The organism is Pseudarthrobacter sp. MDT1-40-2 (assembly GCF_059383595.1).
Genome location: NZ_JBWZCL010000002.1, coordinates 340,297 through 354,611, shown reverse-complemented (window position 1 = coordinate 354,611; position 14,315 = coordinate 340,297). Strand labels below are relative to the sequence as shown.

General features: G+C 63.3%; 13 protein-coding genes. 8 read left to right on the top strand and 5 right to left on the bottom strand.

The window, feature by feature from the left end; all coding sequences use genetic code 11:
- Positions 1–4 precede the first annotated feature (4 nt).
- Together AC50X5_RS07850 and AC50X5_RS07845 are read right to left on the bottom strand one after the other, a co-directional pair.
- On the bottom strand, positions 5–508 hold the full coding sequence (locus AC50X5_RS07850) for a tripartite tricarboxylate transporter TctB family protein (RefSeq protein WP_494975538.1): 504 nt from the start codon (positions 506–508) through the stop codon (positions 5–7).
- Positions 505–1,506 (bottom strand): tripartite tricarboxylate transporter substrate binding protein, encoded by a 1,002-nt coding sequence (locus tag AC50X5_RS07845; protein ID WP_494975537.1) that lies wholly within the window; start codon positions 1,504–1,506, stop codon positions 505–507. The genes AC50X5_RS07850 and AC50X5_RS07845 overlap by 4 nt, the downstream gene beginning before the upstream one ends.
- A 217-nt stretch (positions 1,507–1,723) precedes the next feature.
- On the opposite strand from AC50X5_RS07845, the gene AC50X5_RS07840 reads away from it, so the two are divergent.
- Positions 1,724–2,536: an IclR family transcriptional regulator gene (locus AC50X5_RS07840; protein ID WP_494975536.1), complete on the top strand. Its 813-nt coding sequence runs from the start codon at positions 1,724–1,726 to the stop codon at positions 2,534–2,536.
- A 173-nt stretch (positions 2,537–2,709) separates the two neighbouring features.
- Positions 2,710–3,969 carry a glucarate dehydratase family protein gene (locus tag AC50X5_RS07835; RefSeq protein ID WP_494976067.1) on the top strand — a complete coding sequence of 420 codons (1,260 nt, stop codon included), beginning with the start codon at positions 2,710–2,712 and terminating at the stop codon, positions 3,967–3,969.
- 34 nt (positions 3,970–4,003) lie between these two features.
- Here the strand turns inward: AC50X5_RS07835 and AC50X5_RS07830 are convergent, their stop codons facing one another.
- Together AC50X5_RS07830 and radA are read right to left on the bottom strand one after the other, a co-directional pair.
- Positions 4,004–4,507, bottom strand: a complete 504-nt coding sequence (locus tag AC50X5_RS07830; protein WP_494975535.1) for an NUDIX hydrolase — start codon at positions 4,505–4,507, stop codon at positions 4,004–4,006.
- 40 nt (positions 4,508–4,547) lie between these two features.
- Positions 4,548–5,924: a DNA repair protein RadA gene (gene radA / locus AC50X5_RS07825; RefSeq protein WP_494975534.1), complete on the bottom strand. Its 1,377-nt coding sequence runs from the start codon at positions 5,922–5,924 to the stop codon at positions 4,548–4,550.
- A gap of 350 nt (positions 5,925–6,274) precedes the next feature.
- Between radA and AC50X5_RS07820 the strand changes: the two genes are divergently transcribed.
- From AC50X5_RS07820 to AC50X5_RS07795, 6 genes are all read left to right on the top strand, one after another.
- Positions 6,275–7,531: an ABC transporter substrate-binding protein gene (locus tag AC50X5_RS07820; protein WP_494976066.1), complete on the top strand. Its 1,257-nt coding sequence runs from the start codon at positions 6,275–6,277 to the stop codon at positions 7,529–7,531.
- A gap of 73 nt (positions 7,532–7,604) precedes the next feature.
- Positions 7,605–8,636, top strand: a complete 1,032-nt coding sequence (locus tag AC50X5_RS07815) for a carbohydrate ABC transporter permease (protein ID WP_494975533.1) — start codon at positions 7,605–7,607, stop codon at positions 8,634–8,636.
- Complete coding sequence (locus tag AC50X5_RS07810; RefSeq protein ID WP_494975532.1) at positions 8,633–9,571, top strand: carbohydrate ABC transporter permease; 939 nt, start codon at positions 8,633–8,635, stop codon at positions 9,569–9,571. Before AC50X5_RS07815 ends, AC50X5_RS07810 begins: the two co-directional genes overlap by 4 nt.
- Complete coding sequence (locus AC50X5_RS07805; protein WP_494975531.1) at positions 9,571–10,998, top strand: GH1 family beta-glucosidase; 1,428 nt, start codon at positions 9,571–9,573, stop codon at positions 10,996–10,998. Before AC50X5_RS07810 ends, AC50X5_RS07805 begins: the two co-directional genes overlap by 1 nt.
- A gap of 88 nt (positions 10,999–11,086) precedes the next feature.
- Entirely contained in the window at positions 11,087–12,103 is a 1,017-nt protein-coding gene (locus AC50X5_RS07800; protein WP_494976065.1) for a LacI family DNA-binding transcriptional regulator, read from the top strand.
- Between the two features lie 46 nt (positions 12,104–12,149).
- The gene (locus AC50X5_RS07795; protein WP_494975530.1) at positions 12,150–13,172 is read left to right on the top strand and encodes a Gfo/Idh/MocA family protein; all 1,023 of its coding nucleotides are present in this window, start codon (positions 12,150–12,152) and stop codon (positions 13,170–13,172) included.
- On the opposite strand, the gene AC50X5_RS07790 is transcribed toward AC50X5_RS07795, so the two are convergent.
- Positions 13,169–14,296, bottom strand: coding sequence for an FUSC family protein (locus AC50X5_RS07790; RefSeq protein ID WP_494975529.1), 1,128 nt, complete (start codon positions 14,294–14,296; stop codon positions 13,169–13,171). The genes AC50X5_RS07795 and AC50X5_RS07790 overlap by 4 nt on opposite strands.
- Between the last annotated feature and the right edge of the window lie 19 nt (positions 14,297–14,315).

The following is a 14,315-nucleotide window of genomic DNA, read 5'->3' as shown; positions in this document are numbered from 1 at the left end:
TTTCCTAGAAAAGGTGGGGGATGGGAACGGCCAGGAGAAGGATGAAGAGCACGTACACAACGACGGTGGCAACGATGGATACCGTGACCGCCGGGCGCCAGCCTTCCTTGCCCAGTACCTTGATCCAGAAGAAGAGCAGCAGGGCGGTGGGTATTTCGAACCCGATGACGGGCAGCAACGCGGCGTAGGCCAGCAGGCTCCCGACGCACATTGCTACGGTGACGATTCCGCCGTCGAACGCTTCGACGTCGTCGTCACGTTTGACATGCAACAGCGCGGTGCCGGCTGCCGTAATCATGACCAGGGAAATGACCAGCGGCCACAAACCGGCACCAGGGGCGCTGAGGGAACCTACGCCCAGGCCGATGGCAACAACAAGGCCGAACACGCCGAGGGCGAGCGGGACCAGCGCACCGAGCGCGGCGGTGAGAACTCCACCGCGCTCGGCCTGCTCTTCGACGTCGAAGTCACTGGCTGGATCCCCGAGAGGAGCAGCGGAAGTGCTCATTTAGTGGCTCCGATGCCATACTCCTTGGCCAGGTCGCTGAAGGTCTTGGTGTCGGCCTCAACCGTGGTGCTGACGTCGGCAGGCTCGCCGTCCCACTCGCCGATCAGGCTGGTCTTCAGGAATTCCTGGAACTTCTCAGAGTCCTTCGCGGTTTCCACGGATTCGGTCAGTTTGGTCACTACGTCCTGGGGGGTTTCCTTCGGCACCGCCAGCCAGCGGCGCTGCACTACGGAGATCTCGTAGCCTGATTCCTCGGCAGTGGGTACCTCGGGGAAGTAGCTGCTGCGATCGGGGGAGAAGACCACCAGCGGCACGAGTTCACCGGCATCGATCTGCGCCTTGACCTCTGCCAGTTGGGTGGCGACAGCGTCAGCGTGGTTGCCGAGGACGGCCGTGACAGCTGCGGAGCCGCCGTCGAACGGAACGTCGGTTGCCTTGTTGCCGGCCAGGGCAAACAGCGCAGCCTGCCCAAGCTGACCACCGGTGCCCGCACCTGAGGTGGCGTACTTGATGTTTTCCTTGGCCAGGAGGTCAGCGAGCGACTTAACGCCGCTGTCCTTGTTGACCACCAGGATGTACTCTTCCTCGGACACCGGGGCGACGACGGTCATGTCGTCCATGGTCAAAGCGTCGGGATCTTCAACGAACAGCGGGGTGATGGCAAACAGGGACTCGGCAGCCAGTACGGTGCTGTAGCCGTCGGCCTTGGCGTTCAGGACCTCTTTGGTGCCCACGGCGGTGTTTGCGCCGGGCTTGTTTTCCACCACGACGCTCTTGCCAAGGGGCTCCTCGAGGGAGGACGCCAGGGCCCGCGAAATCAGGTCGGTGCTGCCGCCGGCGCTGGAGGGAGCCGTGAGGTTGACGGACTTGGTGGGGAAGTTTTCGCCGCTGGCACCGGCTCCTCCGGTTCCGGTCTGGACCCCACCGCAGCCGGTGAGTACGAGGGACAGGATGCCAAGGCCGGTGATGGCAGTGAAAGTGGGCTTCAGGGAGTTCATCGTTGAGCTTTCCTCTGTTGGGGGGCCTGCGTAGAAGGCCGTTCAGGGTAGTTGTATTGGGGGATTGTGCTACCAGCGGGAGGGGTGCCCCGCCACCCACAAGGTGAGTATTTGTAGCGCCTGTCTATATATGTAGACAGAAGATCGTGATGCAACTCATAATTGACTAGGAAGAACGTCAATGTCAAGGCCGTCGGCCGGATCAAGGAAGATCTGCATGCAACAGCAACAACCGGCAGCAGCCGATATATCCACTGGTGGTGTACGGGGAGTGAAGTCCGCGGCACGCACCGTCGAGGTGCTGGAACTGCTGGCAGCGCGGGGCAATGAACCTGTGACGGTGCGGGAACTTTGCGACGCCCTGGAGGCCCCGCGCAGCAGCACCTACGCACTCCTTCGAACGCTCACGGACCTTGGCTGGGTACGAAGCGACTCAACCCGTTCGCTGTACAGCATTGGCATCCGGGCGTTGCTGGCGGGCACCACGTACCTGGATACAGATCCCCTGCTTCGGGTGGTCCAGCCGCACGTCGAACAGGTCAGCCGGCAGTTGGATGAGACCGTTCACTATGGACGCCTTGACCATACGGACATGGTCTACCTGGCCACCCACCAGTCCTCGTCGTACGCCCGCACCCAGAACCGGGTGGGACGTCGCCTCCCCGCCTACTCGACTTCCTTGGGGAAAGCGGTGCTGGCCCAGTTCAGCGACGAGGAACTCGAGCTGCATCTGCCGAGCACCCTGGCCGCCCTTACGCCAGCAACTCTCACGTCCCGTGATGCGCTGCGTAAGGACCTTGAGGCCACCCGGAAGCGGGGATATTCCATCGATGACGAGGAAAATACTCCGGGGCTGCGCTGCTTCGGGATTCCGCTGCCCATCAGGCCCGATGTAGTGGATGCCCTCAGCTGCTCCGTACCGGTCGAGCGGCTGACTCCTGCCTATGAGAAGGAAATAGTGGCTGCCCTCCGTTCCACCGCCGACATCACCTTGCAAATTGTCCGCGGGCTCGGCGGGCTCCTCGGCTGATTGGCCATACCTTCAAAGTATTTGGCATGTCCAAAACGGACTTGGACGCGCATCAGCAGCAGTGCCTAAGATCACTGCAGGCCCCCGCAGCAGCCGACGTCTTCCCAACAGAAAGTGATTTCGTGGCACACACTGAACTCGCCCAACACAACCTCTCCAGCCTCTCCCAGGTCATGGTCACGGGAGTCACCATCACGCCTGTCGCCTTTAAGGACCCGCCGCTGCTCAATGCCGTGGGCGTACACGAGCCGTACGCCCTGCGTGCGATCATCCAGCTCCATACCGACGCCGGCATAACAGGACTGGGCGAAACCTACGGAGATGCAGGCCACCTGGCCCGGCTCCGCCTCGCAGCGGACGCCATCGTAGGAGCAGACGTTTTCAACATCAATATGTTGGGGACCCTCATCGCCAAGGTCCTCGCCCGGGACACCATCCAGGGCGGCCACGGCATGAGCGGCATGGTGACCGGCTCCAGGACTGCCGACCGTGTCCTTTCTCCTTTTGACGTCGCCGCCCTGGATGTCCAGGGCAAAATTCTCGGCCGGCCAGTCAGTGACCTGCTTGGCGGTGCAGTCAGGGCTTCGATTCCCTTCAGCGGATACCTCTTTTACAAGTGGGCAGGCCACCCCGGCCAGGAGGACGATTCATGGGGAGCTGCACTGGACCCCGACGGTGTCGTGAAGCAGGCGTCGCGGATGGTGCGGGACTACGGCTTCTCCGCGCTGAAACTCAAAGGTGGAGTCTTCCACCCGGATCAGGAAGTTGCCGCGATTAAGGCTCTGCGGGAAGCATTTCCGGGCATGCCGCTTCGGCTTGATCCCAACGCGGCCTGGTCGGTGCCCACTTCGATCGAAGTGGGCAAGGCTCTCGACGGCGTACTTGAGTACCTGGAGGATCCCACTCCCGGTATAGAAGGCATGGCCCAGGTGCGCAGCAGCGTTCCCATGCCGCTGGCAACCAATATGTGCGTTGTTAGCTTTGACGATATCCCCGCGTCCGTCGCCGCCGGCGCCGTGGACGTGATCCTGTCGGATCACCATTTCTGGGGCGGCCTTCGCCGCTCGCAGTCCCTTGCCGGCATCACGGAAACCTTCGGGTTGGGCCTGTCCATGCACTCAAACTCCCACCTGGGCATCAGTCTGGCCGCAATGGTGCATCTGGCGGCGACAACTCCCAATTTGGACTACGCCTGCGACACCCACTGGCCCTGGAAGGACGAAGACGAAGATGTCATCCGTCCGGGTGCCCTGCGCTTCGTGGACGGGGCGGTTCCCGTTCCCACCGCGCCCGGCCTAGGCGTAGAGCTTGACGAAGACGGACTTGAGAAGCTCCACCGGCAGTACCTCGAATGCGGACTCACTGGACGTGACGACACCGGCTACATGCAGCGGATCAACCCGGAATACACACTGAAAAGCCCCCGCTGGTAACGAGGGCGGCGGTGTGGGCTGTTGCCCGACGCGATTACGAGGGTCGCCCTTGCAGGAACTGCACCAAGGCGTCCATCACCGGCAGCTGGCCCTTAACCAGCTTCCGGCGCGCCTCCGGCTCGCTGAACCACCCGGCGTCGTCAATCTCCGGAAACTGCTGGATGTTCCCTGAACCCTTGGGCCACTCCAGCGGAAAAGTGTTGCTGTTGATCCGCTCCGGACGGAACTCCGACTCCGCGGTGAAGACGGTGATGATCTTGCCCGAAGGCTGCCGGAACTCGCCAAGCTGCAGGTACTCTGCCGGCGGGGGAGGGGTTCCCATCTCCTCTTCGAATTCACGCAGGGCTGCTGCCAGGGGTTCTTCGCCCGCCTCGTAGAGGCCCTTGGGGATAGACCAGGCGCGGGAATCCTTCCGTGCCCAGAACGGTCCGCCCATGTGGGCGATCCATACCTGGAGTTCCGCGACGCCCTGTTCCCGCGCAACCGGCATATTACCGGAATGCCGGTACAGCAGAATGCCTGCGCTCCGAACTGTCATTGCCCCTCCAGAACCTGTGCTATGTGAAAAAACGCGGCTGCTAGCTCCCGATCAGCAGGGTCAGGGCCTCGGTCAGGTGTTCCACTTCCCGCACGGAGAAGCCGGCCGGAATGGGACCTGGCCCGGTGTGGCTGGCTGGAACCACGGCGTGAGTGAAGCCCAGCCGGTGGGCCTCCTGGATGCGCTGGTTGATTCCGGGCACAGGGCGGACCTCGCCTGCCAGGCCCACCTCACCAAAGGCAATCAACCGGATGGGCAGCGGCTTGCGGGCCTTCGCCGACGCCACTGCAAGTGCCACCGCCAGGTCCGTAGCCGGCTCGCTGAGCTTCACGCCGCCCACGGTGGCCACATAGGAATCGTCCTTGTGCAGCAGGCAACCCGCCCGCTGCTGCAAAACAGCCAGCAGCATGGAAACCCGTGAACTGTCCAGCCCGCTGGTGGCCCGCCGGGGCTGCGAATTGGGACTCTCGGCGAGCAAAGACTGCACCTCGGCCAGCAGCGGACGCCGGCCCTCCATGGTGACGGTGATACAGGTACCGGAAACGGGCTCCTTGGTGCGGCTGACAAAAAGTCCGCTGGGGTCCGCCAGGCCTTCGATGCCGTTCTCGTTCAGGTCGAAACAGCCGACGTCGTCCGTGGGGCCGTAGCGGTTCTTCACTGCCCGCAGCAGGCGCAGCCGGGAGTGCCGTTCACCTTCAAACTGGCACACCACGTCCACCAGGTGTTCCAGCAGGCGGGGTCCGGCGATGGAGCCGTCCTTGGTTACGTGGCCCACCAGGAGTGTGGTCATGTTGCGGCGCTTGGCCGCAGCGATGATGGACGCCGCAACCTCACGCACCTGCGAGACGCCACCGGCGCTGCCGTCCACATCCGCGCTGCTGAGAGTCTGGACCGAATCCACAATGAGCAGCCGGGGCTCGATCTTTTCCACCTGGCCCAAAGCCTGGCCGAGGTCCGTTTCTGCGCTGAGGTACAGCGAATCTGCCACGGCGTCGATCCGTTCCGCGCGGAGCTTCACCTGCGCCGCGGATTCCTCGCCGGTGACGTACAGGACGTCCTGGGCGGTGCGGGCGAACTTGGCGGCAACATCCAGCAGCAAGGTGGACTTGCCCACGCCCGGTTCACCGGCCAGCAGGATGACGGCGCCCGGAACCAGGCCGCCGCCCAAAACCCGGTCCAGCTCATCAACGCCGGTAGGCAGGAAAGCCGCGGTAGTGGCATCCACCTCGGCGATACGGCGGGCCGGCTCCACAACTGTTGTTGCCGCCGTCGTGCGTGCTACAGCGGCACCGGATTCTTCAACGGTGCCCCAGGCCTGGCACTCGCCGCAGCGGCCTACCCACTTGACCGCGGTCCAGCCGCATTCGGCACATTTGTAGGCGGGCGCCTTGGCGGCCCGGGATGTCTTTGTTGCCATGCGTTCAACCCTAACGGCGGGGACAGACAATGACGTTCGACGGCGGCACGGGGCTACGGAATGCGCTACTTTTGGGCGCTCCAAACGCCCAGCCCCTTGAGCCGTCGCGGTTCGGGCAGCTCCGGTAGGGGGAAAGTTCCGCAACCTCGTCGGAGCCCAAAGAGCGGCGGCTGCTTTTATGTCTCAGAGAGCGCTCTCTTGACAGTGATCCTTATCACCCTTAGGGTAATGGAACTTGCAAGAGAGCGCTCTCTCGCCCTTCCAGGAACGTCCCCCACAAAGGAGTGATCGTGAAATTCTCACGCCGCAATACCGCTGCCGCAATAGCGGGAGCAGCAGCCCTGGCCCTTATGGCTTCAGGCTGCTCCAGTAATTCAGGACAGACAGCAAGCGCAGACAATCCCTTGGAACTGACGGTCACCACCTTCGGCACCTTTGGCTATGACGACCTCTACGGGGAGTACGAGAAGGCCAACCCCGGCATCAAGATCAAGGCCACCAACATCGACCGTGGCGCCAACGCCCGCACCGACGCCTTCACCAAGCTGGCAGCAGGCTCCGGCCTCAGCGACGTCACCGCCATCGAAGAAGGCTGGCTCGGCTCCATCATGGAGGTCTCGGACCAGTTTGTTGACCTGAACGAGCACGGTGCAGCGGACATCAAGGACAACTGGGTGGACTGGAAGTTCAAGCAGGGCACCGATCCCGAAGGCCGCGTCATCGGCTATGGCACGGACATCGGGCCGCAGGGCCTCTGCTACAACGGCAAGCTTTTCGAAGCCGCCGGCCTTCCCAGCGACCGCGAGGCAGTGGCTGAGCTGTTCGGTGGCGAAGACGCCACCTGGGAGAAGTACTTTGAGCTGGGCAAGCAGTACAAGGCAGCAACGGGCAAGGCCTGGTACGACCAGTCCGGCTTCGTCTGGAACTCCATGGTGAATCAGATGGAAGAGGGCTACTACACCAAGGACGGCGAGCTCAACGTCGACGGCAACTCCGAAATGAAGGCCCGCTTCGAGATGCTGGCCGACGGCACAGCCGCCGGCCTTTCCGCGAACCAGACGCAGTTCGACTGGGGCAACGGCAAGGCCTTCACTGACGGTTCCTTCGCTACGTTTGTTTGCCCCGGCTGGATGCTGGGCACCATCAAGGGTCAGCTGGAATCCGCAGGCGGCGGGGCAGAAAGCGGCTGGGACTTCGCCGACGTGTTCCCCGGCGGCGCCTCGAACTGGGGTGGCGCTTTCCTCTCCGTACCCAAGACCTCGAAGCACCCCGAAGAAGCCGCCAAGCTCGCAGCCTGGCTGACCGCTCCGGAACAGCAGGTCAAGCAGTCCGCAGCTGCCAACAACTTCCCCAGCACGCTCAAGGCGCAGGAAAAGCTGGTCAAGGATGCTACGCCCAACGTGATCTTCAACAATGCTCCCACCGGCGTTATCCTGGCCAACCGCGCCAAGGGTGTCGTGGCCCAGTTCAAGGGCCCGGACGATTCAGTGATCCAGGAGAACGTGTTCGGTCCGGCCCTGAAGATGCTCGACGCCGGAACCGCCGGCGCTGATGCTGCGTGGAAGGAAGCACTCACGCTCCTCAACGACCTGGTCGTCAACAACTAGCGAACACCATGTGCGGGTCTTCCAGCGCACGCCGGGGGACCCGCACATGGACTGCGAAAGAGTGCGAGACATCATGACAACCACTGTGAACCTCCCGGCCGGTACTCCCCAAGGGAGCGCCGTGACAAAAGCAAAGCCCACCTTCAAGCAGCGCCTGAACGTCTTCGACGTCAAGGCATCCCCCTACCTCTATATCGCCCCGTTTTTTATCCTCTTTGCGCTGGTGGGTTTGTTCCCACTCGTCTACACCTTCGTCGTGAGCCTCTACGACTGGCATCTGTTGAAGGGCCAAGGGGACTTTGTGGGGCTGGGTAACTTTGTGGACGTCCTGCAGGACCGCTTCTTTTGGAATTCGCTCGTCAATACCTTGAGCATTTTTCTGCTCTCTGCCATCCCGCAACTGGCGGTGGCGCTTTTCCTCGCCGCCGTGCTGGACCAGAACCTGAGGGCCAAGACCTTCTGGCGTATGAGCGTCCTGCTGCCGTACGTTGTCACTCCGGTGGCGGTGGCCATGATCTTCACCAACTTGTTCGGAGAGCAGTACGGCCTGATCAACAACATCCTGGGCAACTTCGGCTTGGACCCCGTGATGTGGAAGAACGAGACTTTCCCCAGCCACGTCGCCATCGCCACCATGGTGAACTGGCGCTGGACCGGCTACAACGCGCTGATCCTGCTGGCGGCAATGCAGGCGGTCCCACGCGAGCTGTACGAGTCGGCAGCACTTGACGGCGCCGGGGCCCTGCGCCGGTTCTTCAGCATCACGCTCCCCAGCATCCGGCCCACTATGGTGTTCGTGGTTGTTACCGCCACCATCGGCGGCCTCCAGATCTTCACCGAACCGCGCCTGTTCGATCCGGTAGCCGCAGGCGGTTCGCAGCGGCAATTCCAAACCACCGTCCTGTACCTCTGGGAGATGGCCTTCCAGCGGCAGAACTTCGGCAAAGCCTCAACCATCGCCTGGCTCCTGTTCCTGATCATCGTCCTGTTCGGCGTCATCAACTACCTGATCTCCCGAAGAATCGCGACGGCGGACGGTCCCAGGGTTCCCAAGATGCGGCTGACGCGTGGCGACCGGAAACGCATTGAAAGGACCACGCGATGAGCATTATCGACAGGATGCGGCCCGGCGGTACCTCCGCTGAAGCTGCCGCAACCAAATCCGCTGCCGCTGCAGGGCGGGCCGGTGGTCCCGTGCCGCTCCGGAAACGCCTCCTCGGATCCGGCACGCGACCCGGTTTCCTCAGCTATGGCCTGCTGCTGGCTTTCCTGGTGTCCTCGGCGTACCCGCTGTGGTGGTCTGCGGTCATCGGCAGCCGCTCCAATGAGGCACTGGGCGAAACCTGGCCACCGTTGCTCCCCGGCGGAAACTTCTGGAAGAACGTGGCCGAGGTCTTCGACACGATTCCGTTCTGGCTGGCCCTGGGCAACAGCGTGCTCATTTCGAGCATCATTACGATCTCAGTGGTGGGTTTCTCAACCCTGGCCGGTTACGCCTTTGCCAAGCTCCGTTTCCGCGGCCGTGACGGACTTATGCTCATGGTGGTGGCCACCATGGCCATTCCCACCCAGCTGGGCATCATCCCGCTCTTCATGGTGATGCGGACCCTGGGCTGGACCGGCGAGATTGGCGCCGTTGTGGTACCCACCCTGGTCACCGCCTTCGGGGTGTTCTTTATGCGGCAGTACCTGGTGGACGTGATCCCCGACGAGCTCATTGAATCCGCCCGCATGGATGGTGCCAGCATGATCTCCACCTTCTGGCACGTAGCCATCCCCGCCGCCCGCCCCGGGATGGCCATTCTGGGCCTGTTTACCTTCATGACCGCGTGGACCGATTTCCTCTGGCCGCTGCTGGTGCTGGACCCCGGCAATCCCACTCTTCAAACGGCGTTGAGCCAGCTGCAATCAGCACGGTATGTGGACTATTCTGTGGTCCTGGCCGGTGCAGTTCTGGCCACGCTCCCGCTGCTGGTGCTCTTCGCACTGGCAGGCAAACAACTCATATCAGGAATCATGCAAGGAGCAGTGAAGGGCTAATGCCTGCACCAACGAATACACGGCAATGGCCGGAAGGCTTTATCTGGGGATCCGCGACGGCGGCAGCACAGATTGAGGGTGCCGGCCACGAAGGCGGCAAGGAGGATTCCGTATGGGACCAGTTTGCCCGCGTCCCGGGAGCAATCGCCAACGGCGAGAACCTGGAGCAAGCGGTGGATCACTACCACCGGATGCCGCAGGACGTGCGGCTGATGAAGGAACTCGGCCTGGATTCCTACCGCTTTTCCACCAGCTGGGCACGGGTGCGTCCGGGGGACAGGGAAGTCAATCGCGAAGGGCTGGACTTCTACTCCCGCCTGGTGGACGAACTGCTGGAAGCGGGAATCCTGCCCTGGCTGACCCTGTACCACTGGGACCTTCCTCAGGCGCTTGAGGAAAAGGGCGGCTGGGCCAACAGGGACACCGCCTACCGGTTCGTCGAGTACGCCAATGACGTCTACGCGGCGCTGGGGGACCGGGTGCAGCACTGGACCACATTCAATGAGCCCTTCTGCTCGTCGCTGCTGGGTTACGGCTCAGGAGTCCATGCGCCGGGCCGGCAGGAACCGCGCGCGGCCATAGCCGCAGTGCACTACCAGCACCTCGCGCACGGCTTGGCCGTCAACTCTCTGCGGGAGCTCGGCGCGCAAAATCTCGGCATCACCCTGAACCTGAGCAACTCCATTCCGCGGGACAGCAACGATCCCGTTGATCTGGACGCGGCCCGTCGTTTCGACTCGCTGCAGAACCGGATCTTCCTGGACCCTATCCTTCGCGGCAGCTACCCTGCGGATACCCTGGAGGACCTGGCACCTTTCGGGCTCCAGGAAGTCATCCAGCCCGGCGATCTGGAGATCATCAGTGCACCCCTGGAGTTCCTGGGCGTGAATCACTACCACGATGACCTCATCAGCGGGCATCCCGCGGACGAGGGCGGCGACGGGCATTCCGGTGGTGCTGAGCGTGCCACCTCATCGCCGTGGATCGGTTCCGAGCACATCTCGTTTCCCAGCCGGGGCCTGCCCCGTACGGCTATGAACTGGGAGGTGAACCCGGACGGCCTGAGAAAACTCCTGGTCCGCCTGGGCGAGGAGTACCCGACGCTGCCGCCGCTGTACATCACGGAGAACGGTGCAGCCTACGAGGACACCGTCAGCCCGGACGGTGCCGTGCACGATGAGGAACGGACAAAGTTCATCCTGGACCACATCGCAGCGGTGGGTGAGGCAATCGATCAGGGTGCCGACGTCCGCGGTTACTTCGTCTGGTCCCTGCTGGACAACTTCGAATGGTCCTGGGGTTACGGCAAGCGCTTCGGCATCATCCGGGTTGATTATGAAACGCTGGAGCGGACGGTGAAGGACAGTGGCAAGGCCTACGCCCGGCTGATCGCGGCCTCGCGGCAGAACCTGCGGCAGCACGCCTGACATCGGAAACCCACTCCGGGCCGGGGGGCTTCCCCGCCAGCCTAAACTGGAGTCCCTAGGGATGGCTGGAGATCACGGAGTGACCATAGTGAAGCAGGACCACAGCGGCAGCCGGCCGGCGCCCACGCTTGAAATGGTGGCGGCGCTGGCCGGGGTCTCCCGTGCCACGGTTTCTCGTGTAGTCAATGAGGTGCCCAGTGTTGACCCGGACATCGCTGCCAAGGTGCGCACGGCGATCCAGGCGATTAACTACACGCCCAACCGTGCGGCCAGGTCACTCGCCAGCCGGCGGCCCAATTCCGTGACGTTGATCGTTCCGGAATCCACGTCCAAGGTCTTTGCTGACCCGTTCTTCGCTTCCGTGGTGCAGGGTGTTGTCCTCCACCTGGCGGACACCGACTACACGCTGAATATGGTCATTGCCTCCGAAACCAAGCCGGAAAAGACCCGTGCCTTCCTTCTCGGGGGGAATGTGGCAGGGGCCCTGGTGGTCTCGCACCACATGGGCGACCGCTCCTGGACTCATCTGAGCGAACGGTTGCCCATGGTGTTTGCCGGCAAGCCCTTTGGCGAAACCGCCAGCTACTACGTGGAGGTGGACAATGAAGTTGCCGCAGAGGGTGCCACTGCCGTACTGGCCGCCCGCGGCTGCAAACACATTGCCACTATTGCCGGACCGCAGGATATGCCTCCGGGTGTGGACCGGTTGAGCGGCTGGCGAAAAGCCGTGACAGACGCCGGTCTGGACGATTCACTGGTGGAATACGGCGATTTCACCCTGGCTTCCGGCGCCACCGCCATGCGCCGGCTGCTGGACCGCGGCAAGCCGATTGACGGTGTCTTTGTCGCCAATGATCAAATGGCGGCGGGCGCCTATACCGTCCTGCACCAGCGGGGCCTGCGGATTCCGGAAGACATTGCGGTGGTGGGGTTCGACGACGACTCCTTTGCGACGTCCGTGACCCCGCGGCTGACCACCGTGCACCACCCCATCATTGAGATGGGCAAGAAAATGGCGGAGACCCTGGTGAGCCTGATTGAAGGCAAACCCACGGAACATGTCACCCAGATCCATACCTCGCTGGTGCTAAGGGAATCTGCCTAGCACCTGATTCCTTCTCATTGACGGCAGGCTACCGAAAGGCATTCCCATGACACTGACTGCGGACCGTCCCCTGCGCTGGGGCGTTGTGGCCACCGGCAGGATCGCCCACCGGGTGACCAGCGACCTCGCCCTCCTGGAAGGTGCCGTGCTCCAAGCCGTCAGCTCACGCACGGAAGCGGCGGCAAGCACCTTCGGCGATAAGTTCGGCTTCGCGGCCAGTTACTACGACAATCCGGAAATTACCGGCTACCAGCAGCTCTTCGATGACCCCCTGGTGGACGTCGTCTATATCGCCACGCCGCATGCCCAGCACCTGGAGGTGGCCCAGGCGGCGCTGAAATCCGGCAAGCACGTGCTGTGCGAGAAGCCCCTGACCGTCAATGCCCGGGAAACGCAGGATCTTGTCCGGCTGGCCGGCGACGGCGGGCTCTTCCTGATGGAAGCGGTATGGACCAGGTTCCTGCCGGCAACGCAGCGCGCCCTCGAACTGCTTCGGTCCGGTGCGATCGGCGAGGTCCGTTGGGTGCAGGCAGACCTGGGATTTGCGGCGGCCTATGATCCCGCGGACAGGCTGTGGGACCCGGCAGCAGGCGGGGGAGCGCTTTTGGACCTCGCAATCTATCCGCTCACCTGGGCAGTCGGTGCGCTTGGTTTCCCAGCAGGACTCACGGCTGCCGGGCATCTCAACGAGGACGGTGTTGACGTCCAGAACACCTTGGCCCTCAGCTACCCGGACGGCGCGTCTGCCCAGCTGACCTCCTCGCTGCAGGCGAACGGGCCAGGCATGGTGACCATCAGCGGCAGCAAGGGCTGGCTGCGCAGCGGCTCTCCGCTGTATAACCCCCGACAGCTGGAGGTTTGCGGCGAGGATGGAGCGCCCCGGATTGAGCGGTTCGAGGAAGGCACCGAAGGCTTCATCCATGAACTCCGCGAAGTGGGCCGGTGCATCCGGGCCGGCCTTCAGGAAAGCCCGGTCATGCCCTGGGCGGACAGCATCAGGACCATGCAGCTCCTGGACGAGGCACGGCGCCAGATGGGCGTCAGCTACCCCAACGACCAGGCACCCTAGAGCTCCGGCAGCAGGTCCCTGGCCTCCTGGCCGTCCATTCCCGTGGCCTCCAGCAGGTCAACCATGAGCGGCCGGAGCAGCATCACCACGGTTTCGCCTTCCAGCCGCTCCACCCCCAGCATCTTCGGGTGGACCCGGAGCGCAGCTTCACTCAGGTTCCGCCGCGCGGTGCGCAGATGGGCGCGGCGGGCGCCGTCGTGGGTTTCTGCAAGGCCCAGTGAGAGTTCGTCAATCGCGGCGGCAGTCTCCTGCAGTACCTCCGCAATCGCTTCTGTGGCGGCGTCGGACAGGGCTGCGTGGTTGATGGCGCTGGTGAGCCTGCGGGCGAAGACGCGGCTGTTCCGCAACGCGAGGTCGATGAAGTCGAGGGACTGTTGCAGCCGCTCCAGCTCGTCGCGATGCCGTCGGTAGGCAGGGGAGAGTGTGGCCACCTCGCCGGAGGCACGCAGTGACTGCCTCATGCCGTCAACCAACGGTTGGCAGCTGCGCCCGCGCACCAGGGCATGCCAGGCCAGGGTGGAATCGCTCCTGGTCAGGCCCTCGGCGCATTCACGAAGCACCTCTGCCAGTTCGTGGAGCAGGTTTCGGACGTCCTTACGCGGTTCCCGCCGGGGATCCCTAGGGATCAGGATGGTGACTACCAGGGCAAAAAGCCCACCCACCACCGCGTCGAGGCTGCGGGTGAACGGGCCGCCTTCGGGAGCCGGCAGCAGCACCACCAACAGCGACTGAAGCGCCAGCTGGGTGGTAAAAATATTGCCGCTGTCCAGGAATCTGGCCAGCAGGATGGAGAAAAGGAGTACGACGGCGGCCTGCCAGATTCCGCCGCCGAGCCAGTGCAGGAGCAGGTCACCCACAGCGATCCCGATGGTGCAGCCCAGCCCAACCTCCACCACCCGCCGCAGCCGGGGTTCACGGGAGAAGCCGAGTGCGATCAGCGACGACGTAGCAGCAAACAGCGGACCGGAATGGCCGAGCACATATTCTGCGAAGGCGTAGGCACCTACCGCGCAGACCGTCATCTGGATCGCAGGAAGCAGCGAATTCCGGCTTCGGATGACGCCGGTACGCAAACGGCCGTGCAGGAATCGCCTGCTTGTGCTCAAACGGTTTGCGAGGGCCATGAGACCAGTGTATTTGCCG